The organism is Kitasatospora sp. NPDC087271 (genome assembly GCF_044744605.1).
In the GTDB taxonomy this organism is placed as follows: Bacteria; Actinomycetota; Actinomycetes; order Streptomycetales; family Streptomycetaceae; genus Kitasatospora.
The window spans coordinates 153874-177571 of the sequence record NZ_JBIUYQ010000011.1 but is presented as its reverse complement, the minus strand read 5'-3'; the positions used below and the strand labels follow the sequence as shown (position 1 = coordinate 177571).

The following is a 23698-nucleotide window of genomic DNA, read 5'->3' as shown; positions in this document are numbered from 1 at the left end:
CGGTCCCGTCGGTCCGGTCGGCGTCGCCGGTTCCGTCACGGCCGTCGGTGCTGCTGTCGCGGCCGGCGGCCGGGCCGTCGGCACGACGGGTGCGACGGGTGCGACGGGTGCGACGGGTGCGACGGGTGCGACGGGAACCGTGCTGGACGACCCCGGGATGCTGCTCTGCCCCACCTGCTCGGCGCCGCTGACCGACGGCACCCACCGGAGCGCCGTCGACGGCCTCGGCCAGGAGAAGGGCGGGAACGACCGGCTGCTGGCCGCGCTGCGGGCCAGCGAATCCCGCTTCCGGGCCGCCTTCTGCGACGCGGTCATCGGGATGGCCCTGATCGACCCCGAGGACCGGATCATCGAGGTCAACCCCGCCTTCGCCGCCCTGATCGGACGCGGCGTCGGCGAACTGGTCCGCACCCACCTGCACGAGATCATCGATCCGGAGGGCATGCCGCACCGGCTCTTCCCCGAACTCGTCCACGGCGGGCGGGAGCGGTTCCGCGTGGAGAAGCAGCTCAAGCACCGCGAGGGCCGCACCGTCTGGAGCAAGGTCACCGTCTCGCTGATCCGGGACGGCGCCGGCCAGCCGCTCTACACCCTCGCGCTGGTGGAGGACATCACCGAGCAGCGCCGGCTCGGTGACCGCCTGGAGTACCAAGCCCTGCACGACCCGCTGACCCGACTGCCCAACCGGACGTCCTTCTTCGAACGGCTCGACGCCGCCTGCGTCACGGCCACCGGGGCCACCGGGGCTGCTGAGCCCGCCGAGGCTCCCCACACCCCCGACACCGCCGGCGCCAGCGCCACCGTCCTCGCACCGGCGGACGGGCGCCGGGTCGGCGTCTGCTACCTGGACCTCGACGGCTTCGCGGCGATCAACGAGACGCTCGGGCACCACATCGGCGACCAGTTGCTGATCGCCGTCGCCGCCCGGCTGCGCCGCGGGTTCTCCGAGCACGACGCCCACCTGGTGGCCCGGATGGGCGGTGACGAGTTCGCCGTCCTGGTCACCGACAGCCGGGGCAGCGACCAACTGACCGACCTGGCCGCCCGGATCCTCCAGGAACTGGAACACCCCTTCGACGTCGCCGGACACCGGCTGGTCATCACGGCCAGCGTCGGCGTCGTCGAGCGGTCCGTGCACGAGACCACCCCCACCGACCTGGTCAAGGACGCCGACGCCACGCTCTACTGGTCCAAGGCCGACGGCCGCGCCCGCTGGACCCTCTACGACCCGGACCGCGGCGCCCACCAGCTGACCCGCCAGCTCCTCGCCACCGCGCTGCGGCCCGCCCTGGAGCGCGGCGAGTTCACCATCGAGTACCAGCCGCTGGTCGGCCTGGCCGACGGAGCCGTCCACGGCGCGGAGGCCCTCGTCCGCTGGCGCCACCCCCGCTACGGGACGCTCTCCCCGGACCGCTTCATCCCGCTCGCCGAGGAGACCGGCGCGATCGTGCCCCTCGGCACCTGGGTGCTGGAGGAGTCCTGCCGCCAGGCCCGGCAGTGGCTCACCGAGTTCCCCGAGACCGAGACCTTCGTGAGCGTCAATCTGGCCGCCCGCCAGATCTGGGACTCCGACGTGGTCGCCGACGTCGCCCGCGCCCTCGAACGCACCGGGTTGCCGGCTCGGCTGCTCCAGCTGGAGATCACCGAGAGCGCCCTGCTCGGCCCCGGCGGACGGCCGTTGCAGGCGCTCCAGGCGCTCGCGGACATGGGCGTGCGGATCGCGATCGACGACTTCGGCACCGGCTACTCCAACCTGGCCTACCTCTCCCGGCTGCCGGTGCACGTCCTGAAGCTCGACGGCACCTTCATCGAGGGGTTCCGCGACCCGGCCCCGGCGACGAACCCTTCGGAGCTCCCCGAACTCGGCTCCCGCCGCAGCGACGCCGACGAGCAGATCGTGGGCGCGATGGTGCAGCTGGCCCACACCCTCGGCCTGACCGTCACCGCCGAGGGCATCGAGAGCGCCGCGCAGGCCGAACGGCTACGGCTGACCGGCTGCGACACCGCCCAGGGCTGGTACTTCGCCCGGCCGGGCGAGGCCGAGCTCGTCGCCGCCATACTCCGCGAGGGCCGCCCCGGCCCGGACACCAGCCGGTAACCGGGACCGGCGGCCGGGCCGCTCCGTTCAGGCCTCCCCCGCTCAGGCCTCGGCCGTCAGACTTCCGCCGTCAGGCCGTACGCCTCGGCGATCAGGCCGTAGGAGCGGAGCCGGGCCTCGTGGCCGTGGATGTGCGAGGTGACCATCAGCTCGTCGACGCCGGTCCGCTTGCGCAGGGCCTCCAGCCCGTCCGCGACCTCGCCCGGGGCGCCGAGCACCACGTTGTCGAGCCAGCTGTCGATGAACTCCGCCTCGGCCGGGCTGTACTGGTAGGCCTCGGCCTCCTCCGGAGTGGGGATCGGGCCGGGGTTGCCGCGCCGCAGCCGGAGCATGCCGAGGGCCGCGGAGCGGGCGAGGCGACGGGCCGCGCCCTCGTCCTCGGCGGCGACCGCGCTCACACCGATCAGCGCATAGGGCTCGGCGAGCACCGCGGAGGGCCGGAAGGACTCCCGGTAGAGGTCGAGCGCCGGGATGGTGTTGACGCTGCTGAAGTGGTGGGCGAAGGCGAACGGCAGGCCGAGGCGGCCGGCCAGCTGGGCGCTGAAGCCGGAGGACCCGAGCAGCCAGACCGGCGGGCGCCCGTCGCCCCGGGGGACGGCGGTCAGCTGGGCGTAGGGGTGGCCGGAGGGGAAGTCGCCGTCGAGGAAGTGGGTCAGCTCGGCCAGCTGCTGCGGGAAGTCGTCGGCGCCCTCGGCGCGGCCGCGGCGCAGCGCCCGGGCGGTGGCCGGGTCGGTGCCGGGGGCGCGGCCGAGCCCCAGGTCGATCCGGCCCGGGTGCAGGGCCTCCAGCAGGCCGAACTGCTCGGCGATGGCCAGCGGGGCGTGGTTGGGGAGCATCACCCCGCCCGAGCCCAGTCGCAGGGTCGTGGTGTTGGCGCCGAGGTGGGCGAGCAGGACGGCCGGGGTGGAGCTGGCCACTCCCGGCATGCCGTGGTGCTCGGCCACCCAGAAGCGGTGGTAGCCCCACTGCTCGGCGTTGCGGGCCAGCGTGGTGGTCGCGGCCAGGGCCTCGGCGGGCGTGTAGCCGACGCCCACGGTGGCCAGGTCGAGGATGGAGAGCGGGGCGGGCGCCGTGCCGCGGGCGGTGCCCCGGATCGCCGCGCCGGTTCGCGGTTCGGTCGGGTGCTCCTGCTGGTCCTCGGTGGTCATGCCGTCCGCCCTTCTGGCTTTCGTGAGCCGGCCCTGGTGGGCGACCGCGGGTCTCGGGTGGCCCGGCGGTCGCTGCTGCCGACCGGGGTCAACCACCGCGCCGAGCCGACTGTTCCCGCATCCGGCACGTGTCGGCCTGCACGTCGGCCTGCACGCCGGTCACCGCGCCGACCTCACGCCCGCTCCGTCGCGGCCCGTGCGGCGACCCCGCTCCGACCCGTACGCCAGCCCCGATCCGGCCCCGCTCCGGCCCCGCTCGGCGTCGGCGGGCACGGCCCGGTACGGTGCCGCCGACCGACCATTCGGATGACGGAGAGCCAGCACGCGGACACGCTTGGCGACTTCACGCCAGCGCCGGAAGTCGCCAGGCGGAGGGCTCGCGGCCGGCGGTCGGCGTCCGGCAGGCTGGTGGACAGGACCGGATCCGCCCAACAGGATCCGCGTTCCGCCAGCAAGATCGTCGGGCTGGACCAGCGCCGATCGATCCCCGCGAGCCCCTGGAGCGGCACCCCGCTCCAGGGGCTCGCGCCTTTGTGCAGGTCGGGGCCGGGGTCTGTGACCCATGGCATACCGGGGTGCTTCATGACATGAAAAGTCGAGGCGCTAGCGTTGACCTCAGCAGCCACCTGCTCCCCCGGGCGGCGTGGAGGGAGTACAGGCCTTGAACTTCGTGGCGGCGATCGGATCCTCGTGGATCTGCGCCCTGGCGCTCTTCGCCGTGCTCGGAGACGCCCTCCTCCCCTTCATCCCCAGCGGGACACTGGTCATCCTGGCGGTGCTCAAGACGGCGCGGATCGACGGCGCCCCGGTGCTGCTCGGCCTGGGCGTGGCAGTGGCCTCGTTCCTCGGCGACCTCCTCCTCCTGCACCTCGCCCGGCGCGGCGCCCCGCTGCTCCAGCGCCGGCTCGCCCAGCGCCCGGAACTGGCGGCCAGCGTGACCAGGGTCCAGCAGGCCCTGGTCGAACGCCCTCACGGGGCGGCCGCGGCCATGGTGGTGGTCGCCCGGTTCGTCCCGGCCGGGCGGACCGTCCTGGACGTGGCCATCGGCCACTCCCCCGCCCACCCGCACCGCTTCCTGCACTGGTCGGCACTGGCCGCGCTGGTCTGGGCCGCCTACATCGTGACGCTGGGCTGGCTGAACAGCCACTGGTTCGACACCGCCTGGCTGAGCCTCGCGGTGTCCTGCACCGCCGCCACCATCGTCAGCACCGCGATCGCGCGAATAGTGCGCCGCAACCGGCGGCTCGCCGCGCTCTGACCGCTGCGCCTCGGCCTGCACCCCCGGCCCCGGGCGCCCCGGCCACCCCTCGCCGCGCCCTCGCCGCACCCTCGCCATCGGCGAGATCTGCCCGGACGGACGACGGGCCGTACCGAGCGATGACGAACTCTGACCCGCCCCGCCGGACCGGCGGTACCGTACTCCCCTGGCGGCGCGAGGAGCGAAGCGTCACAGGACGGCAACAGACCACGAATCCTTGCAGCCCAGCCCGGTCCTGCTGACGTGTTGACTCTCGTAGAGGGTCGACGGCCTTGGTGGCCGCTGCGGCCACATGGCATGCTAACGGCGGAAAATTCATCAATTGCCCGATTTGACCGGTGCGGCCCCGGGCCGCCCTCACCACCGGCATCGGCACCCAGGGGAGACCATGACCAGCATCTCGCGCAGGACGGTGCTCAGTGCGACCGCTGCGACCGCGGCCCTCGGCGCGGTCGCGGCCTGTTCCAGCAGCGGATCCGGTTCGAGCCAGAACTCCTCCTCCCCCACGACCGGCGGCAGCCCCGGTACCACCCCAGCGGGCACGACCGACCCGACCAAGACGGGGGTGCCCAAGGGCACTCCGATCGGCGACGGCTCCAACGCCGACACCGGCCCGCAGCCGAACCAGCCGAAGCCCGAGAAGCTCAAGCCCGGCGAGCGGCCGCCGCAGTTCGTGGTGTTCTCCTGGGACGGCGCGGGTGGCACCGACGACGGCCAGTTCCCCCGCTTCCTCAAGCTGGCGGAGCAGTACAAGGCCACGATGACCTTCTTCCTCTCCGGGATCTACGCCCTCCCCAAGGGCAAGGCCGACCTGTACCACCCGCCGAAGCACTCGGTCGGCGCCTCCGACATCCCGTACCTGTCGGACGGCGCGGTCAAGAGCACGCTCAAGCTCGTCAGCCAGGCGTGGCTGGCCGGGCACGAGATCGGCACCCACTTCAACGGGCACTTCTGCTCCAGCCGCCCGGACAAGAACGGGGTCAACATGTGGACCCCGGAGGACTGGCAGAGCGAGATCGACCAGGCGATCGGCTTCGTGACCCAGTGGCGGACCAACACGGGCTTCACCGACGTCGACCCGCTGCCCTTCGACTACAAGAAGGAGCTCATCGGCGGCCGCACTCCCTGCCTGGAGGGCCAGAAGGCGCTCCTGCCGACGGTCGCGAAGCTGGGCTGGAAGTACGACGCCAGCTCCTCCGGCGGCCTGCAGATATGGCCGCAGAAGGTGCAGGACGGTAAGGTCTGGGACTTCCCGCTGCAGTCCATCCCGTTCCCCGGGCACACCTTCCAGGTGCTGTCGATGGACTACAACATCCTGGCCAACCAGTCCGCGGGCAGCACCAAGGGCGACCCGTCCAAGTACAACGACTGGCGCACCCAGGCCAAGGACTCCTACCTGGCCGGCTTCGACCGCGCCTACAACAGCAACCGTGCGCCGTTCTTCATCGGCAACCACTTCGAGCAGTGGAACGGCGGCATCTACATGGACGCCGTCGAGGAGACCCTCAAGACCATCGCGGGCAAGCCGGACGTCCGGCTGGTCTCCTTCAGGCAGCTGGTCGAGTGGCTGGAGGTGCAGGACCAGTCCACCCTGCGCAAGCTGCGCACGCTCAACGTCGGCCAGGCGCCGAGCGGCGGTTGGGAGACCTTCCTCGGCGCCGCGGGCTGAGACGGGCGGACCGAGCAGGGCAGAACGAGACAGGCGCGGCCGGCGGGGTGGACGGACCCCGCCGGCCGCCGTCGTCGGGGCCGGGCCCGCTACCCCGCGGCGGTGACGTCCGCGAGCAGGCCGCGGACGATGCGCTCGGCCCCCGGCTCTCCCCAGAGGATCGAGTAGTGGTTGGTGTCCGGCACGAGCGAGGCCGGCACCCGCTCCCGGTCCAGCCCGGCCAGTCCGATCCGCTGGTGGTCGTAGAGGCCCTGGGGCTCGTCGAGCAGGCCGCGCTCGGCCCAGAGCAGTTCGGCCGGGCAGGGCAGCCGGTGCACGGCGGTGGCCGCGTCCCGGTCCAGCAGGACCTGGGCACCGTCGGTCTGTACGGCCTCCAGCACGCAGGAGGAGCGCAGTTCGGGCTCGACGCCGACCAGGTCGCGCTGGGTGTAGGCGTCGATCTCCGCTGACCAGGCCGCCCCGAAGGCCGGGTGCCGCTGCCAGAACTCCCGGTAGGCGTCCCGGTCCGGGAAGGTCATCGACAGCCGGGCCAGCGCGGGGCCGAGCACCGCGGCCAGCGCGTCCTCCTCACTGATGCCCTCCGGCAGCGGGAAGGTCAGCGCGCCGTCCACCAGCAGCACCCGGCGGACGAGTTCCGGGTGCCGGACGGCGGCCAGGGCGGTGACCCAGGCGCCCATCGAGTGGCCGACCACGGTGGTCGGGCCCGTACCGAGGGCCGTGATCAGCGCGGCCACGTCGTCGGCGTGCCGGGCCAGCCCGTACGGCCCGGCGACCGCGCGGCTCCCGCCGCGCCCCCGCAGGTCGGGCGCGAGCAGGGTGACCCGCCCGGCGAGTTGGCGGGCGACCTCGTACCAGGCGAGGCCGTTGGCGGTGATGCCGTGCACCGCCACGACCGTCGGGGCGTCCGGCTCGGCTGCGGGCCAGCGCAGGACCGCCAGCTCCCCTCCGGGCACGGCGACGGTCAACTCCTCGGGCTTCAGGGGCGACTGGCTCACGCGGGGGTACCTCCGGTGGGACGGGCGGTCCGGGCAGCGGCCGGAGTGCGGACCGCACGGGCGGATCGGGCGGCGCGGATGCGGGCAGGCAGTCTAGCCAGGCCACCGGGCAGCAGGTAGACCACCGCGACGAACAGGGTGCCCAGCAGGAACAGGGGTTGGGAGAGCGGCACCCGCAGGACCGCGGGCAGGTCCGCGATCGTCGTCGAGTTGGCGAGGTCGCCGAGCCGGTGGCCGGCCCAGGTGTAGAGGACACCGCCGAGCAGCGGACCCCAGCGAGTCCCCGAGCCGCCGAGCACCACCATCACCAGCAGGGCGAGCGTGGCGTCGGAGCCAGCGGCCTGCGGGGTGGCGCCGCCGGTCAGCAGCAGGTAGACCACCCCACCCAACCCGGCGAGGCCGCCGGCGAGGACGAAGGCGACCAACTTGTAGCCGTAGGGCCGAAGTCCGAGCACCTCCACCCGGCGCTCGTTCTCCTTGATCCCCTCCCAGACCCGTCCGGCCGGCGAGTTGACGGCCCAGTGGACCACGGCGACCGTCAGCACCAGGTAGCCGACGGCGATCCAGTAGAGGTTGGCGGTGTTCTCGATCCCGAGCAGGCCGGAGGGCAGCAGGTCGGCCGGGGCCGAGCGGCCCTCCTCTCCGCCGGTGACGCCACCGGGGTTGCGCTGGACGAGGATCGAGCCGGCCTGGGCGAAGGCGAGGGTGACCATGGAGAAGCCGATGCCGGTGACGCGGAGGCTCACCGAGCCGAGCAGCAGGGCCAGCGCGACGGTGCAGGCGACGCCGAAGACCGCCGCGGCGGCGAACGGCAGTCGTAGTTCCAGCATGCCGAGGTCGGTGGCGTAGAGGCCGGTCGCGAAGTAGAGAGCGTGGCCGAAGGAGAGCAGTCCGGTACGGCCGAGCAGGAGGTCGTAGCCGGAGGCGAGGGCCCCGTAGAGCAGGCACAGGGCGAGCAGTTGCAGGCTGCCGGGGCTGCCGAGCGGGCCGTCGAGCAGTCCCGGGACGGGAAGCGCACTATATGGGGCGACAAGGAGCGTGATCAGCAGGGCGATCGGCCACCAGCGTAGCGCTCTGTGTACCGGTGTCCAGCGATTAGTGACTGAATCACCTGTTCGAGGGATGGCGCCGAGGTCGGTCGTGTGTTCACAATGGGTCCCGGCAAGGCTGGTGTCAGTCCCCCTTGCCACAGTGACGGTGTTGGCGGAGCTGGTGTCAGTCCCCTCTGCCAGCATGGCGGTCATGGCAGGGCTGGTGTCAGTCCCCCCTGCCATGGTGGCGGCGCTGCGGTCGGCCGCGGGGCCACCGGTGCTCGTGATCGGAGTTTCGGCGCTCACGCGAGCCTCCCGGTGAGTCCACGGGGTCGGACGAGAAGCAGCACGGCGAGCAGGACGACGACCGAGAGGTCACCGAGCCCGGCGCCGGTGTAGTAGTTGGCGAACTGCTGGACGAGACCAACGCCCACGGAGGCGACGGCGGCCCCGGTGACGGAGCCCATGCCGCCCATCACCACGACGACGAAGGCGAAGATGAGCAGCCCGGTTCCCTGGCCGGGATTGACCGAACCGAAGTAGAGGCCACCGAGGGCACCGCCGAGCGCGGCGGCCGCCCCGCCGATGGCGAAGACGAGGGTGAACGCCTTCCGGACGTCGATGCCGAGCGCCGTGACCATCGCCCGGTCCTCGACGCCGGCCCGGACGATCAGCCCGTAGCGGGTACGGGCGAGGAACAACCGAAGAGCGAGCAGCAGCAGCGCGGCCGCGGCCACGAGCACGAAGCGGTTGACCGGGACGGTCGCACCGAGCACGTGCCAGGTGCCGGAGAGCACGGCCGGCTGGGGGAAGGGGCGGGCGTCCGCGCCCCAGACCCCCATCAGGAGGGCGGGCACGGCGAGCCCGACCCCGACGGTGGCGAGGATCTGATCGCGCGGCCGGCTGTAGAGCGGGCGGATCAGGAAGAGCTCCAGCAGGACGGCGGCGGCCGTTCCGACCAGGGTGCCGAACGGCACCGCGAGCCAGAAGGAGAGGCCGGCCTCGGTGCCTGCCCACCAGGTGGCATAGGCGCCGATGGAGAGCAGGGCGCCGTGCGCGAAGTTGAGCACGTCCATCAGACCGAAGATCAACGACAGGCCGGAGGCGACCAGGAAGTACAGCGCACCAAGACCGAGTCCGGTACAGGAGAGGAGGACGACGGTGTCCATCAGGGCTTCACCTCCGCGGTGACGACAGGGGTGGCCGGAGAAGTGGCGGGCCGGGGTCCGCCGGCGAGCGGGCGACGGGAGCCGACGCCGAGCAGGCGGCGGGCGGCCTCCTCATCGGCCAACAGCTCGGCGGTGTCGCCCCGGTGGGCGGTACGGCCGTCGGCCAGGACGGCGCAGGTGCCGGCCAGCCGTCGGACGAGGGCGAGGTTCTGCTCGACCAGGAGAACGGGCACGGCCTCGGCCGCTCGCGCCAGTACCTCGGCCACCTCCGCGACGATCTTCGGCGCCAGACCCTTGGTGGGCTCGTCGGCGATGATCAACCGGTTGCGGTTGAGCAGCGTCCGGCCTATCGCCACCATCTGCTGCTGGCCGCCGGAGAGCGTCCCGGCCAACTGGCCGGCCCGCTGCTTGAGTTCGGGGAAGAGCTCGTGGACGAGCGGATAGTTCGGCTCGTCCGCCTCGCCCCCGCCCCGGACGGCGCGCTCGGCGAGGCGGAGGTTCTCGGCGACCGTCAGGCCAGCGAAGATCCCCCGGTCCTCGGGCGCGTAGCCGATGCCATGACGGACCACCAGGTGCGTGGGAAGGGAGGCGAGTTCGACACCGGAGAAGCGGACGCTTCCGGTGCGCGGCACCAGGCCCATCACGGCCTTGACGGTGGTGGTCTTGCCAGCGCCGTTGCGGCCGAGGAGTGCGGTGACCCCGGCGGGGGCCACGTCGAGGTCGACACCGTGCAGGATGTGCAGCCCGCCGACGACCACCCGCAGATCGCGTACGGAGAGGAGAGGGACGGCAGGAGGCGTAGGCACGGCCGCAGAGGCAGAGGCAGAGGTGGAGGTGGAGACGGGCGAGGGGAGCGGAGAGGAGGTCACAGCGCCTCGCCCAGGTAGGCCTGTTGCACGGTCGGGTCGGCCATCACGGCCTCGGGGGTGTCCAGCGCGAGCAGCGTGCCGTGGTGCATCACCGCGAGGCGGTCGGCCAGCCCGAGCAGGACGTCCATGTGGTGCTCGACCATCAGGACGGTCCGGCCCAGGTCGCGGTGCACGGACCGGATCAGCTCGGTGAGGGCCGGTACCTCCTCGGCGCTGACCCCGGCCATCGGCTCGTCCAGCAGGATCAGCCGCGGATCGGAGACGAGGAGGACGGCCAGTTCCAGTTTGCGCTTCTCGCCGTGCGAGAGCGCGCCCGCCAAGGTGTCCGCACGGTGGGTGAGTTCGGTGCGGTGGAGGGTCTCGGCCAGCTGCTCCTGGTACCGGTCGGCACGGCGCCAGAGCCGGTACGAGGCGCGCGGTCCCGCCGCCGCCTGGGCGGCCAGTCGGACGTGGTCGGCGACCGTCATCCCCGGCCAGAGGGAGGAGGTCTGGAAGGTGCGGCCGAGGCCGCGGCGCGCCCGGGTGTGCACGGCCTCGACGGTGACGTCCACGCCGTCGAGGTGGAGGCTTCCGTGGCTCGCCGGGTAGATGCCGGAGATCAGGTTGAAGAGGGAGGTCTTGCCGGCGCCGTTGGGGCCGATGAAGGCGATGAACTCGCCTTCGCCGACCGAGAAGGAGACGTCCTCGACGATCGGCACCCCGCGGACGGACCAGCCGAGTCCGTCCAGCCGCAGCACCGGGGCAGGCGAGACCGTGGCCGAGGCCGGGAAACCGGCTGCGGAAGGAGTGGGGGCGGTGGGAGCGGGCATCGGGATCAGCCCGCCATCGGGGTGACCGGGGGCGCCACCTCGTCCGCGGTCAGGGCCTTCTCCACCGAGGGCTTGGCGGCGGCCCCGGTGCCGGTCAGCCGGGCCTGGAACATCGGCTGGAGGAGGGCGTGGTCCTCGGCACGCACCGTGGTACGCCCCTTCACCCCGTCGAAGCTCCAGCCCTCCAGCGCCTTGACCAGGGCCGACGTGTCGTCGGCGGAGCCGTGGTTGGCCTCGACGGCGTGCACGATCAGCTGGGCGGCGGTGAAGCCGTCGGGCGTGAAGATGTCGGTCTTCCCGCCGGCGGCGGTGACGGCTTCGTCCATGGCCTTCTCCACCGGGGTGCCGGCGGCTCCGTCGAAGTAGTGGTTCAGGAAGGAGATCTTCTCGGCCGCCGGGCCGAACAGCGGGTAGGAGGCGGCCAGGTCCAGGCCGGTGACGACCTTGGTGTCGGCGAACACGTCCTGCTGGTTGAGCGCCGTCCACAGGGCCGAGGAGGTGTCGCCGGCCCAGGCGACGAACAGCAGGTCGGGCTTGGCGGTCTTGGCCTGGGTGGCGAACGGGGTGAGGTCGGTGGCGCTCGGCGGGGCGAGCACCTGGTCGACCGTCGCACCCTGGGCTCCGAGCACGGCCTTGACGGCAGCCACGTTGGCCTGCCCGAAGGCGTTGTCCTGAGCGAGCACGGTGACCTTCTTGCCCTTGGCGTCACCGATGAACGAGGCCGCGGTGCGGATGTCCTGGAAGGACTGGCGGCCGGAACGGAAGGTGTACTTGTTCAAGCCGGTGACCTTGTCGGCGGCGGCCGGGCCGCTGATGAAGAGCACCTTGTTCTGGGCGGCGATCGGGCCGACCTGGAGGGCGACGCCCGAAGCGGTGGAACCGGCCAGGACCTTGTAGCCCTTGCCGATCAGGTCCTTGGCAGCCGACACCGCCTTGGCCGGGTCGCCCGCGTCGTCCTGCTCCTCGAACTCGACCTTGTGTCCGTCGACCGCGCCGGTGCCCTTGGTCGCGTAGTTCAGCCCCGCCTTGAAGCCCTCCAGGTACTGCTTGCCGTAGGCGGCCAGCGGTCCGGTCTTGGAGTACACCAGGCCGACCTTGACCGGGCTCTTCGCGCCACCGCCGTCCGCCGAGACCGTCCCGGCGGTGCCGGCCTTGGCGCAGCCCGCGGCGAGCAGGACGCACGCCGCGACGGCGGCGAGCTTCCGGGCCGGGCCGCCGGTCAGGGTCTCGCCCGGGCGGGCGCCGGAGGCGGGCCGAGTGGGGGCTGTCGAGCTGCGCATGGTGACCGACTCCTGAGGGTGCGGCGGGGTGGATGCCGGAACCGTAGGTGTGCGGTGGGACTGGCGACATGTGCCCGGGCGACGCATCGGCCCACCGTGATGTGGCTCCGGCCGACATACCACCCGGGCGGCGCCGTTCCCCGGACGTTCGGGTGTGGCCAGCCGACACGAGCTCGTACCCGCCCATGGCGGGAGCCGCCGTGGCTGCGGCGGCCCGCGTCCGGTGACGGTGGAGGGGCTCGGCAGCCGTCCGGCGGCGGCCGCCGGGTCTTCCCGCCGAGCCATCCCGCCGGGTCTTCCCACCGGGCCCGGCCCGGGCGTGCCCTCTCCCGTATCCCACTCCTCACGAGGTGATCCCTTGGACAAGGTCCTGGACTCCCCCGCCGACGCTGTCGGGGACATCCCCGACGGCGCGGTGCTGGCCGTCGGCGGCTTCGGCCTCTGCGGCATCCCGAGCACCCTGATCGGCGCCCTGGCGGACACCGGCACCACCGGCCTCCAGGTGGTCTCGAACAACTGCGGGGTGGACGACTGGGGGCTCGGCCTGCTGCTGCGCGCGGGCCGGATCGCCCGGATGACGTCCTCGTACGTCGGCGAGAACAAGGAGTTCGCCCGGCAGTACCTCTCCGGCGAGCTGGAGGTGGAACTCACCCCGCAGGGCACGCTGGCCGAGCGGCTGCGGGCCGGCGGCGCCGGCGTCCCCGCGTTCTACACCCCGGCCGGGGTCGGCACCCAGGTCGAGGAGGGCGGGCTGCCCTGGCGCTACGCGGCGGACGGCTCGGTGGCGCTGGCCTCACCGGCCAAGGAGGTCCGGGAGTTCGGCGGCCGCCGGTACCTGCTGGAGGAAGCCATCACGGCGGACTTCGCGCTGGTCCGGGCCGAGGTGGCGGACCGGCACGGGAACTGCGTGTTCCACGCCGCCGCCCGCAATTTCAACCCGCTCTGCGCGACGGCGGGCCGGATCACCCTGGTCGAGGCGGACCGGATCGTCGAGGCGGGCGAGCTCGCCCCGGACGCCGTGCACCTGCCCGGCGTGTACGTGGACCGGGTGGTGGCCGCCGATCCCACGGACCGCCGCATCGAGCGCCGGACCGTCCGCCCCGCACTCCAGGAGGCCTGAACCGATGCCCACCCCGACCAGCACCCCGGCCCCCGCGCCCACCTCGCAGACCGCCCACCGACCGCAGGCCTTCCACCACCCGCACCCCGTCCGCCGTCCGCAGCCCGACCTCGACCCGCGCAACGCCCTGGCCGCCCGGGCCGCCCGCGAACTGCGCGACGGCCAGTACGTGAACCTGGGCATCGGCCTGCCCACCCTGATTCCCGGTCATCTCCCGCCGGGCGTCGAGGTGGTGCTGCACTCGGAGAACGGCATCCTGGGCGTGGGCCCGTACCCGGTCGAGGGCACGGAGCACGCCGATCTGATCAACGCCGGGAAGGAGACGGTGACGGTCGCCCCCGGCGCCTCGTACTTCGACTCGGCCTTCTCCTTCGGCATGATCCGGGCCGGCCGGATCGACGTCTCGGTGCTCGGCGCCATGCAGGTCTCGGCGGACGGCGACCTCGCCAACTGGATGATCCCCGGCAAGATGGTCAAGGGCATGGGCGGCGCGATGGACCTCGTGCACGGGGCCCGCCGACTGATCGTGGTCATGGAGCACACCGCCCGGGACGGCTCCCCGAAGATCGTCGATGAGCTCTCACTTCCCGCCACCGGACGCGGAGTTGTCAACCGGATCGTGACCGATCTGGCCGTGATCGACGTGACGCCGGACGGGCTGCGGGTGGTGGAGACGGCCCCGGGCACGGGGTTCGCGGACGTCCAGGCCGCGACGGGCGCCGCCCTCCTTCCACGGCTCTGACCGGACCGGGTCGACCGGACCGGCCAGCACCAGCCGGAACGGACGCACCGGCCCCGCCCCGCGGCAGCGGCCGGACCTCCCGTCGGGGAGGTCCGGCCGTTCGCTTTGCCTCCGTGGCGCCACTACCGCCGCCCTGCCCGCCGAATTCGCCGCATTAGCACCACCGCGGTGCGGATTGGCCGGGAACCGTGGGATCTTCACGCTTGCGCGGTGATCATTTCCCAGACAGGTTGCGATCACGGTTGCCCTCCGGGAGAGTTGGGGGCGCCGTGGATCCCGCGTGCCCGGAGGGGAAGCCGGGAGCGCACCGGGATCCGCATTCGAAGTCCCCGGCAGGCGCGCAATGAATTCCGCTCGCAAACGCCCACCGGCGCGAGCAGGCGCATGACGCGAATGACGGCCCGAAAACCGCTTGGAAACAACGGCGGTCCACCGGGCGGTGTTTCACGGGGGCGGCTTTCGAGGCAAGAGGCAAGGCGAAGCAAGGCTCCGGGGGGAGCGGACCAGCCCCGCCGAACGCGGCCGGCCAGGCGCGCCGCGGAACGGCGGATCGCATACCCCCGGTCTGAACACGCACCAACGGGCCCGCCGCCACGGCCGGGCCCCGGCCGGGGGGAGCAGACGATGACCATGCCGTTCGCGCGACAGAAGGACGCCGGGACGGCCCGCGGGCGAGGCGCCGGACGGCGGCTCGACGACGACCTGGCCGCCGTTCCCGTACCCGAAGCCCCGTACGACTACGGTCACTTCAGCCGGCTGGCCGGCCCGGCACACGACCCGGACGAGGAGGACGACCTCGGCGGCGGCGTCTACCGGCCCGAGCCCGCCCACCACGGAGCCCCGCCGACACCGTGGCACGCGCACCAGGCCGCACAGGAAACCATGCACCAGGCCGCGCAAGAGGCCGCGCAAGAGGTCGACCCCACCGCCTCCTACCGCGTCCAGTACCGCAGCCTGCTGCGCCGCGAGCCGCACCGGATCCGCGCCGCCCTGCTGATGGTCGCGGCCCCACTGGTGGAGGTGGTGCTGCTGGTCTGGCTGCTGCTGCCGGAGCACTGGCCGGAGCGCCCCGGCGAGACGCACGCCCTGGTACTGCTGGGCGACAAGGTGATGATCGGGATCATCGCCGTGGTCGAGGTGTTCCGGCTGGTCAACGTCGTGTCCAACACCCACGCCACGCTCGTCGCCCGCGATCCGATACCGGTGACGCCGGAGTCCGGCACCCGGGTCGCGTTCGTCACCGCCTGCGTGCCGGGCAAGGAGCCGGCGGAGATGGTGCGGGCCACGCTGGTCGCGGCACGCGCCGTCCGGCACGACGGCCCGTACGACGTCTGGCTGTTGGACGAGGGAAACGATCCTGCGATGCGGGCGCTCTGCACCGAGCTGGGCGTCCGCCACTTCAGCCGCTTCGGCCGCCCGTACTGGAACCAGCCCAAGGGCCGGTTCCGCACCGGCACCAAGCACGGCAACTACAACGCCTGGTTGCAGGCGCACGGCGACGACTACGACTTCTGGGTCTCGGTGGACACCGACCACGTCCCGCTACCGGACTTCTGCGAGCGGATGCTCGGCTACTTCCGCGACCCCGACGTGGCATTCGTGGTCGGACCCCAGGTGTACGGGAACTACCGCAGCTCGGGATCGGCCGTCACCAAATTCTCCGAGAGCCAGCAGTACCTCTTCCACGCACTCATCCAGCGCGCCGGAAACCGTTACGGCGCGCCCATGTTCGTCGGCACCAACAACGCCGTCAGAATCCGTGCGCTCCAGTCGATCGGCGGGTTGTACGACTCCATCACGGAGGATATGGCGACCGGCCTGGAGTTCCACCGGAGCCGGAACGCCGAGACCGGTGAACGCTGGAAATCCGTGTACACCCCGGACGTGCTCGCGGTCGGCGAGGGCCCGTCCTCCTGGACCGACTTCTTCTCCCAGCAGCTGCGCTGGAGCCGCGGCACCTACGAGACCCTGCTCACCCAGTACTGGCGGGTGCTCTGGCGGCTGTCGCCCGGGCGGCTGCTCAACTACTCGCTGATGGTGGGCTTCTACCCGATGGCGGCGCTCACCTGGCTGCTCGGCGGCCTGTCCAGCGTGCTCTACCTGGTGTTCGGTGCCTCGGGGGTCCACGTGTCCTCCGAGATCTGGATGATGCTGTACAGCGACGCCGCCGCGCTCCAACTGCTGCTCTACACCTGGAACCGCAAGCACAACGTCAGCCCGCACGAGCCGGCCGGCTCCTCCGGGGTCGCGGGCATGCTGATGTCCGCGCTCTGCGGCCCGGTCTACGCGGCCTCGCTGGTGCAGGCGCTGCTGCGGCGGCGCAGCCGCTTCGTGGTGACGCCGAAGGGCCGTTCGGCCAGCGCGGACCGGGTGAGCACCTTCCGCTTCCACCTGTTCTGGACGCTGGTGTTCGGCGGCGCGATAGCGGCCTCCTTCTTCACCGGCTACGACCACGTCGCGATGCGCACCTGGGCCTGGATCGCCCTGGTCCTGACCGTGCTGCCGATCCTGGTGCTGGCCGGCGACGCTATCCGCCGCCGACGCGCCCGGCCCACGGCCACGCTCACCGTCACCGGCGGTCCGGCGGCGACCCCGAGGGTCGTCCTGGAGAAGCGCCGCCCCCGACACGCCCGCGATCCCCGGCGCGGCGCGGCCGCACCGACCGCGCCGCCGGGCGCCCCCGCAGTGCCCGACCGGGCGGAGCACACCACCACCCGCTGAAGCCGCCCGACCCGCCAGCACCCCCGAACCTCACGAGCTCCCGAACCTCACGAGGGGACCAACCACCGTGAAGATCCACAAGACCGGCCGGACCAAGCGCTTCGCCCTCGGCAGCACCGTCGCGCTGACCGTCGCCGGGATGAACGCGCCCGCCGTCCTCGGCTTCGCCGGCCAGCAGTACCACCAGTACGTGATCAACCGCCCCGACTACAAGGCGGAGTACGGCCACTGGCAGACCCTCACGCTCCCCGCCGAGTTCCGGGTCAACGCCGTCCACGCCACGCTGCTGCGCACCGGCAAGGTCCTCATCGTGGCCGGCTCCGGCAACGACGAGAAGCGCTTCGACGCGGGCAGCTTCCGCAGCCTGCTCTGGGACCCGGCCGCGAACACCTACAAGCTGATACCCACCCCGGCCGACATGTTCTGCGGCGGCCACGCCTCGCTGCCGGACGGCCGCGTCCTGGTGGCCGGCGGCACCCAGCGGTACGAGAAGCTGGCGGGCGTGGTGAAGAGGGCGGCCGGCGTCATGCGGGTGCGCAACGAGAGCCCCGAGCGCGCCAGGACGTTCCCCAAGGGCACCGTCTTCGTCGGCCCGAACGGGCGCGAGTACGCCTCCACCGTGCCGGTGACCGTCCCGGCCGCGGTGAAGACGGGCACCGGCAAGCAGACCGTCGTCACCGCCGGCGAGCAGCACGTGTTCGTCGAGGCGGTCGGCGAGGGCGCCGGCTACGTCACCGACTCCCCCGCCCAGTACCGGATCAAGGGCCTGGCCGGGGCCGACGCCCACAACCTGTACGGGCAGAGCGCGAAGCTGACCCTGGACAAGCAGGAGTACCAGGGCATCCGCTCCGCGTTCGAGTTCAACCCGGACACCGAGCTGTACGAGCAGGTCACCGACATGGCGTACGCCCGCTGGTACCCGACGCTCACCGGGCTGGGGGACGGACGGGTGGTCACCGTCTCGGGCCTGGACGACACCGGGGAGATCCTCAACGGCAACGACAACGAGATCTACGACCCGAAGAACAAGACCTGGTCCAAGGGCCCGGACCGCTACTTCCCGACCTACCCGTCGATCTTCCTGACCGCCTCCGGCAAGCTCTTCTACTCGGGCTCGAACGCCGGCTACGGCCCGGCCGACAAGGGCCGCGACCCCGGGGTGTGGGACCTGTCGAACAACGGCTTCCAGCCCGTCCCCGGCCTGCGCGACCCCGCCCTCACCGAGACCTCGTCCTCGGTGCTGCTGCCGCCCGCGCAGGCGCAGAAGGTGATGGTGCTCGGCGGCGGGGGCGTCGGCGAGTCGCCGCTGTCCACCGCCCGCACCGACATCGTCGACCTCTCCGCCGCCAAGCCCGCCTTCACCCCGGGCCCGGACCTGCCGGCCGGCGGCACCCGCTACCTGAACAGCGTGATCCTCCCGGACGACACCGTGTTCACCACCGGCGGCTCCAGCGGCTACCGGGGCCGGGGCGCCAGCGACCTGCTCAAGGCGCAGGTGTACCACCCGGACACCAACAGCTTCAGCACCGCCGCCGAGCCCGCCGTCGGCCGCAACTACCACTCCGAGGCGCTGCTGCTGCCGGACGGCCGGGTGGCCGTGCTCGGTTCCAACCCGCTGTTCGCGGACAAGGCCGAGACCACACCGGGCGGCTTCGAGCAGCGCATCGAGATCTACACCCCGCCGTACCTGTTCCACGGCGACCGCCCGCAGGTGGCCGCCGCGCCGGGGGCCGCGAAGCTCGGCACCACCGTGCGGATCGGCACCGCCCGGCCGGACGCGGTCGCCACCGCCAAGCTGATCCGGCCGAGTTCGGTCACCCACGTGACCGACGTCGAACAGCGGTCGGTGGCCCTGGACATCAGCGGTCGCACGGCCGACGGGGTCTCGCTCACGCTCCCCGCCAACCCCAACCTGTTGCCGCCCGGCTGGTACATGCTGTTCCTGACCGACGCCGCCGGCACCCCGTCGGTCGCGCGCTGGATCCAGGTGACCGGCTGAACGGCACCGGGTGCGCCACGGCCTGGTACGGACCCGCACTGGTGCGGACCGGCACTGATGCGGAGCGGCCCTCTCAGCGGGCGGCCTGCGCCAGGCCGAGCGCGTACGGCAGCCAGAACTCGCCCGCCCGGGGCTCGCCGCGCCCGCACTCGCCGTCCGACTCCCCCGGGTTCTTGATCCACAGGTAGGCGTCGACACCGTCCCGGCCGGTGTCGGCGGTCGGCCGCTCGCCGAGCGCACGGCCGGGCGGGTTGCACCAGGCGTCGCCGCCCAGCGGTCCGTTGCCGTTGCGGCTGGTGTCGATGACGAAGTGCTTCCCGCCCAGGGCGGCGGAGAGCTGGCCGCCGTAGGCCGTGTTGCGTCCGGTGTCGTAGAAGTTGGCGACGTTCACCGCGAAGCCGTCCGCCGCCGCGATCCCCGACTTGCGCAGCGCGGTGGAGAGTTCGGCCGGGTCCTGCGACCAGCCGGGATTGCCCGCGTCCAGGTAGACCCGCACCTGCGGACGCTTCTTCAGCTCCTGCACGGCGAAGGCCAGCAGGCCGTACCGCTCGGCGGCCAGGTCGCCCTTGATCCCGCAGTTGTCCAGGGTGTGCGCGACGGCGTCCGGCTCCAGCACCACCCAGGCCTTGCGGTCGCCGAGGGCCTCCGCGACACCGCTGATCCAGGCCCGGTAGGAGGCCGCGTCGGCGGCGCCGCCGGCCGAGTACAGGCCGCAGTCGCGGTGCGGGATGTTGTAGGCGACGAAGACCGCCGTCCGGTCCGCCTCGGCGGCCCGGCGGCTGACCTGTTCGGCGATCTCCTTGGCGCCCTGCTCGCCCAGCCACTGCGAGGAGGGCTGGGCGGCGATCCGCAGCAGCGTGTCGGCCTCCACCGGTCGACCTTGGCCGCGCAGGGCGGTCACCTGCCGGGCGGCGTTGGTCTGGTCGGAGACGTAGAAGGCCTGGCCGGGGAGCTGGGCGAGGCTCGCGGGGCCGGTGCCCGGGTTCGCGGCGGAGGCGGTGGGCGCGGCTGTGGGCGCGGCGGCGGGCCCGCCGGCCGCGGCACCGGCAGAGGCACCGCCGCCCGGGCCGCCGGGTGATCCCTTGGCCGACCCGGCGGTCGAACCGCTACAGCCCGCGGCCCCCGCCAACAGCACGACCAGGGCCGCCCCCACGGCCCGTCGGATTGCCACTACCCGTCCCACCCGGCGCACGTACCGCCCCTCCCCCAGAGCCGGTCCGGCGACCGGTCGGCACCAGCTAAGCACACCGGCCACCGCCCGCCCGCGACGGGCGGTGAACACCGGGTGGCCGTGAGCGGGCGGACGGGCGACCCCGCCCGCCCGGACCACCCCTCACCCAACCCCCGGGCGCTCAGCCCCGGGCGCTCAGCCCTGCTTCAGGTTGGGCACCTGCCAGTCGATCGGCTCGCCGCCGAAACCGTCCAGCGCCGTGTCGATCTGCGAGAACGGGCGGCTGCCGAAGAACAGCTTGGCCGACAGCGGCGACGGGTGCGCGCCCTGCACGACCACGTGCTTGGACGTGTCGATCAGCGGCAGCTTCTTCTTCGCGTAGTTGCCCCACAGCACGAAGACCACCGGCTCCTCGCGCTCGCTCACCGCCTTGATCACGGCGTCGGTGAACTTCTCCCAGCCCTTCGCCTTGTGCGAGTTGGCCTCGTGCGCGCGCACCGTGAGCACCGCGTTGAGCAGCAGGACGCCCTGCTCGGCCCAGTGCATCAGGTAGCCGTTGTCCGGGGCGGGGATGCCGAGGTCGGCGTCCAGCTCCTTGAAGATGTTGCGCAGCGAGGGCGGCGTCCTGGTGCCGGGCAGCACCGAGAAGCTCATGCCGTGGGCCTGGCCGTCGTCGTGGTACGGGTCCTGCCCGAGGACCAGCACCCGGACCTTCTCGTACGGCGTGGCCTCCAGCGCGGCGAACTCCTGGCCGCTCGGCGGGAACACCTGGTGCTGCGCACGCTCGGCCGCCACGAAGGCCGCCAGCTCGGCGAAGTACGGCTTCTCCGTCTCGGCGCCCAGCACCGGGCGCCAGGACTCGGGCAGCTCCAGCCCGCCGCCCTCGCCAGCCTCCACCACGCCCGCCTCGACCGTGTCCGTCACGACATCTACCTCCCACACCGCGGCTGTTGTGCCGCACGCCCTCTTTCACCCCGAACGCTACACAGCCCCACCGACAACTCACTCCGCCGAAGCCGCAGAAGCCGCCGGAGCCGCCGGAGCCGCCGAAGGCAGCGGGGCCCCAGCGGGAAGCGGGGACCCAACAGGCAGCGCGGACCCGGCAGGCGGCACCGGCGCGGGGTCCGCACCGACCGCCCGCACCACCCGGACGTGCTCCACCACGTTGAGCGCCACCAGCAGCACCGCCAGTGCCACCAGCACCGCCAACGCCGGCAGCCGCACCACCGCCGGCGCCAGTCCCAGCACCACCGCCGCCGCACCGACCCGGGTCGTCGCCACCTTGCGGAACATCATCCAGCGGGTGTACCCGAAGGTCAGCAGGTACAGCCCGCACCCGCCGTACAGCAGCGCCACCGACCCCGGGCCCAGCGTCTGCCACGGGTCCGCGACGGTCTCCCCGAAGCCGACCGCCACCCCGATCACCCCGGCGGCCAGCGCCAGGTGCCCGTACTGGAAGATCCGCCGGACGACGTCCCGCCGGGAGTCGGCGACCTCCACGGCGTACCGCATGGCGTCCGCCGCGTACACGAAGTACTGCCACCACAGCCCCGCCGAGATGGTGAACGCGGCGGCCACGGCCGCGAGTTCGGCCACGTCGAGCCGGGCGCCGGCTGCCGTCCCGCCGATCCCGACGATCGACTCGCCGAGCGCCACCAGCAGGAACAGCGCGAACCGCTCCGGCATGTGCGAGGGGTGGTACGCCACCGCCGCCAGCCGCCGCCGGAACACCAGCGGCGCGGCCAGGTCGCAGAGCGCGGCCGCCGTCCACAGGGCCAGCCGCGGCCCGGCCGGCAGCAGCCCGCCCACGACCAGCAGCGGCCCGCTGACCAGCACGCCGACGCCGTACGGGCCGCGCCAGACGCCCGGCAGGCGGATCAGCAGGAGCAGCAGCACCAGCCGGGCCAGCCAGTACGCGGCGCCGAGCAGCACGCCCCGCCCGCCGTACGCGCCCGGGACGGCGAGCGCCATGAACAGGCCGCCCAGCCCGACCGCCAGGATGCCGAGGCGGTCCCGCAGGTTGTCCACGTCCCGGATGTTGGCCTGCACGGTGGTGCCCACCCAGCACCAGTACACCGGCACGAACACCACCAGCGCCCGGACCAGCCCGGTGGCGTCGTGGTGGTGGTGCAGCAGCCCGGAGACCTGGGTGATCGCGAAGACGAAGACCAGGTCGAAGTAGAGCTCGGCCCAGGTGACCCGCTTCTCGTCGGCCTCCCCGCCAACGCCCCCGGCATCCCGCCGCCCCTCCGGCGGCCCCGCATCCCCCGTCGCGCTCATTGCGCCGGTGCCTCCCCACAGGTACGAACCACAGGTACGAAACGGGCCCCGCTCCGGCGACCGGCCGGAACGGGGCCCACGACAGCACCGCAGAGGCTAGACCAGCTCGACCAGGTCCGCGATCGACTTGACCACCCGGGTCGGCCGGTACGGGAAGCGCTCGACGTCGGCGGCGGCGGTCAGGCCGGTGAGCACCAGGATGGTCTCCATGCCGGCCTCCATGCCCGCGACGATGTCGGTGTCCATCCGGTCGCCGATCATCACGGCGGTCTCGGAGTGGGCCCCGGCGGTGTTCAGCGCCTCGCGCATCATCAGCGGGTTGGGCTTGCCGACGAAGTACGGCTCGACGCCGGTCGCCTTGGTGATCAGGGCCGCGACCGAGCCGGTGGCCGGCAGCACGCCCTCGGGGGACGGGCCGGTCTCGTCGGGGTTGGTGCAGATGAACCGGGCGCCCTGGTTGATCAGGCGGATCGCCTTGGTGAGCGCCTCGAAGCTGTAGGTGCGGGTCTCGCCGAGGACGACGTAGTCCGGGTTGTTGTCGGTCAGCACGTAACCGGCCTGGTACAGCGCGGTGGTGAGCCCCGCCTCGCCGATCACGTAGGCGGTGCCGCCCGGGCGCTGGCCCTTGAGGAATTTGGCGGTGGCCAGGGCGGAGGTCCAGATGCACTCCTCCGGCACCTCCAGGCCCATCCCGGCCAGGCGGGCGCTGAGGTCGCGCGGGGTGTAGATGGAGTTGTTGGTGAGGACCAGGAACGGCTTGCCGGACTCCCGCAGCCTGCGCAGGAACTCCTTCGCACCGGGAATCGGCGTGCCCTCGTGGATGAGGACGCCGTCCATGTCGGTCAGCCAGGACTCGATGGGCTTGCGGTCTGCCACGTAGGTGTCTCCTTGGTCTTGCAACGGTTCTGAACGATTTCGCACATCGCTCCGGACCGGACACCCTCGGCCGGCCGGGCGCCACTGGCTGCCCCAACACGCACCAGCCTAGAGCCTGCCTCCTCGGGCCGACCGGGGCGGCCCCGGACGGGAACGGCCACGGCACGCCGGCAGCAACGCATCCGCGTGCACCACTTCCGCCCAGGCACGGCCGCGGTGCGAACGGAGGCAGCCGGCCGGTGGGCGGGTTCCTCCGCGCAAACGCGCTACGCCGATGAGGGGACCACCGAGCAGTTCGTACCAGACCTTCCCGTGCGCTCCTGACCAGCGAAGTCGCACAGGAAGTCGGACAGTTCCGGTCCGGCTGTTCAGCACGTCGGCGCGATGGTCGAAGGGACAGGCGAGCCGCTCGGTGTTCTTGTTCTGGTGGGAGCCGGTTCGGCTCCCGTCACCGTGGCATCCG

General features: G+C 72.6%; 18 protein-coding genes. 7 read left to right on the top strand and 11 right to left on the bottom strand.

Annotated elements, in window-relative coordinates; all coding sequences use genetic code 11:
• Positions 1-139: 139 nt before the first annotated feature.
• Positions 140-2098, top strand: coding sequence for a putative bifunctional diguanylate cyclase/phosphodiesterase (locus ACIO9K_RS20445; RefSeq protein WP_400331620.1), 1959 nt, complete (start codon positions 140-142; stop codon positions 2096-2098).
• 56 nt (positions 2099-2154) lie between these two features.
• Here ACIO9K_RS20445 and ACIO9K_RS20440 read toward each other — a convergent pair whose 3' ends face one another.
• The gene (locus tag ACIO9K_RS20440) at positions 2155-3246 is read right to left on the bottom strand and encodes an LLM class flavin-dependent oxidoreductase (protein WP_400331617.1); all 1092 of its coding nucleotides are present in this window, start codon (positions 3244-3246) and stop codon (positions 2155-2157) included.
• 670 nt (positions 3247-3916) lie between these two features.
• Between ACIO9K_RS20440 and ACIO9K_RS20435 the strand changes: the two genes are divergently transcribed.
• Positions 3917-4504: a VTT domain-containing protein gene (locus ACIO9K_RS20435; RefSeq protein WP_350882667.1), complete on the top strand. Its 588-nt coding sequence runs from the start codon at positions 3917-3919 to the stop codon at positions 4502-4504.
• A 388-nt stretch (positions 4505-4892) separates the two neighbouring features.
• Positions 4893-6173 (top strand): hypothetical protein, encoded by a 1281-nt coding sequence (locus tag ACIO9K_RS20430; protein WP_363619999.1) that lies wholly within the window; start codon positions 4893-4895, stop codon positions 6171-6173.
• 89 nt (positions 6174-6262) lie between these two features.
• Here ACIO9K_RS20430 and ACIO9K_RS20425 read toward each other — a convergent pair whose 3' ends face one another.
• The 6 genes from ACIO9K_RS20425 to ACIO9K_RS20400 all read right to left on the bottom strand — a co-directional run bounded on the left by ACIO9K_RS20425 (position 6263) and on the right by ACIO9K_RS20400 (position 12326).
• Positions 6263-7168 (bottom strand): alpha/beta hydrolase, encoded by a 906-nt coding sequence (locus ACIO9K_RS20425; RefSeq protein ID WP_363620001.1) that lies wholly within the window; start codon positions 7166-7168, stop codon positions 6263-6265.
• Complete coding sequence (locus ACIO9K_RS20420) at positions 7165-8412, bottom strand: branched-chain amino acid ABC transporter permease (protein ID WP_400331613.1); 1248 nt, start codon at positions 8410-8412, stop codon at positions 7165-7167. Before ACIO9K_RS20420 ends, ACIO9K_RS20425 begins: the two co-directional genes overlap by 4 nt.
• Positions 8413-8501: 89 nt before the next feature.
• Positions 8502-9368: a branched-chain amino acid ABC transporter permease gene (locus tag ACIO9K_RS20415; protein WP_063349260.1), complete on the bottom strand. Its 867-nt coding sequence runs from the start codon at positions 9366-9368 to the stop codon at positions 8502-8504.
• Positions 9368-10174, bottom strand: coding sequence for an ABC transporter ATP-binding protein (locus ACIO9K_RS20410; RefSeq protein ID WP_363620003.1), 807 nt, complete (start codon positions 10172-10174; stop codon positions 9368-9370). The genes ACIO9K_RS20415 and ACIO9K_RS20410 overlap by 1 nt, the downstream gene beginning before the upstream one ends.
• A 59-nt stretch (positions 10175-10233) precedes the next feature.
• Complete coding sequence (locus tag ACIO9K_RS20405; RefSeq protein WP_363620005.1) at positions 10234-11046, bottom strand: ABC transporter ATP-binding protein; 813 nt, start codon at positions 11044-11046, stop codon at positions 10234-10236.
• A 5-nt stretch (positions 11047-11051) separates the two neighbouring features.
• A complete protein-coding gene (locus ACIO9K_RS20400; RefSeq protein WP_363620007.1) occupies positions 11052-12326 on the bottom strand; it encodes a substrate-binding domain-containing protein in 1275 nt (424 codons plus the stop codon).
• Positions 12327-12684: 358 nt separating this feature from the next.
• On the opposite strand from ACIO9K_RS20400, the gene ACIO9K_RS20395 reads away from it, so the two are divergent.
• The 4 genes from ACIO9K_RS20395 to ACIO9K_RS20380 all read left to right on the top strand — a co-directional run bounded on the left by ACIO9K_RS20395 (position 12685) and on the right by ACIO9K_RS20380 (position 18908).
• On the top strand, positions 12685-13446 hold the full coding sequence (locus ACIO9K_RS20395) for a CoA transferase subunit A (RefSeq protein WP_400331608.1): 762 nt from the start codon (positions 12685-12687) through the stop codon (positions 13444-13446).
• A 4-nt stretch (positions 13447-13450) separates the two neighbouring features.
• Positions 13451-14188 (top strand): 3-oxoacid CoA-transferase subunit B, encoded by a 738-nt coding sequence (locus tag ACIO9K_RS20390; RefSeq protein WP_400331605.1) that lies wholly within the window; start codon positions 13451-13453, stop codon positions 14186-14188.
• 624 nt (positions 14189-14812) lie between these two features.
• Positions 14813-16909: a glycosyltransferase family 2 protein gene (locus ACIO9K_RS20385; protein ID WP_400331602.1), complete on the top strand. Its 2097-nt coding sequence runs from the start codon at positions 14813-14815 to the stop codon at positions 16907-16909.
• 67 nt (positions 16910-16976) lie between these two features.
• Positions 16977-18908, top strand: a complete 1932-nt coding sequence (locus tag ACIO9K_RS20380; RefSeq protein WP_400331599.1) for a galactose oxidase-like domain-containing protein — start codon at positions 16977-16979, stop codon at positions 18906-18908.
• A gap of 73 nt (positions 18909-18981) precedes the next feature.
• Here ACIO9K_RS20380 and ACIO9K_RS20375 read toward each other — a convergent pair whose 3' ends face one another.
• From ACIO9K_RS20375 to ACIO9K_RS20360, 4 genes are all read right to left on the bottom strand, one after another.
• Positions 18982-20079 carry a glycoside hydrolase family 6 protein gene (locus ACIO9K_RS20375; RefSeq protein WP_400331596.1) on the bottom strand — a complete coding sequence of 366 codons (1098 nt, stop codon included), beginning with the start codon at positions 20077-20079 and terminating at the stop codon, positions 18982-18984.
• A 195-nt stretch (positions 20080-20274) separates the two neighbouring features.
• The gene (locus ACIO9K_RS20370) at positions 20275-21003 is read right to left on the bottom strand and encodes a uracil-DNA glycosylase (RefSeq protein WP_244293451.1); all 729 of its coding nucleotides are present in this window, start codon (positions 21001-21003) and stop codon (positions 20275-20277) included.
• 78 nt (positions 21004-21081) lie between these two features.
• Entirely contained in the window at positions 21082-22359 is a 1278-nt protein-coding gene (locus ACIO9K_RS20365) for a low temperature requirement protein A (RefSeq protein ID WP_400331593.1), read from the bottom strand.
• 96 nt (positions 22360-22455) lie between these two features.
• The gene (locus ACIO9K_RS20360) at positions 22456-23235 is read right to left on the bottom strand and encodes an HAD-IIA family hydrolase (protein ID WP_063349252.1); all 780 of its coding nucleotides are present in this window, start codon (positions 23233-23235) and stop codon (positions 22456-22458) included.
• Positions 23236-23698 lie beyond the last annotated feature (463 nt).

Excerpts from the sequence above, each read along its gene's own strand:
- ACIO9K_RS20440 (WP_400331617.1), bottom strand. The coding sequence starts at position 3,246 with ATGACCACCGAGGACCAGCAGGAGCACCCGACCGAACCGCGAACCGGC.
- ACIO9K_RS20430 (WP_363619999.1), top strand. The coding sequence starts at position 4,893 with ATGACCAGCATCTCGCGCAGGACGGTGCTCAGTGCGACCGCTGCGACC.
- ACIO9K_RS20420 (WP_400331613.1), bottom strand. The coding sequence starts at position 8,412 with ATGACCGCCATGCTGGCAGAGGGGACTGACACCAGCTCCGCCAACACC.
- ACIO9K_RS20415 (WP_063349260.1), bottom strand. The coding sequence starts at position 9,368 with ATGGACACCGTCGTCCTCCTCTCCTGTACCGGACTCGGTCTTGGTGCG.
- ACIO9K_RS20405 (WP_363620005.1), bottom strand. The coding sequence starts at position 11,046 with ATGCCCGCTCCCACCGCCCCCACTCCTTCCGCAGCCGGTTTCCCGGCC.
- ACIO9K_RS20400 (WP_363620007.1), bottom strand. The coding sequence starts at position 12,326 with ATGCGCAGCTCGACAGCCCCCACTCGGCCCGCCTCCGGCGCCCGCCCG.
- ACIO9K_RS20390 (WP_400331605.1), top strand. The coding sequence starts at position 13,451 with ATGCCCACCCCGACCAGCACCCCGGCCCCCGCGCCCACCTCGCAGACC.
- ACIO9K_RS20385 (WP_400331602.1), top strand. The coding sequence starts at position 14,813 with ATGACCATGCCGTTCGCGCGACAGAAGGACGCCGGGACGGCCCGCGGG.
- ACIO9K_RS20365 (WP_400331593.1), bottom strand. The coding sequence starts at position 22,359 with ATGAGCGCGACGGGGGATGCGGGGCCGCCGGAGGGGCGGCGGGATGCC.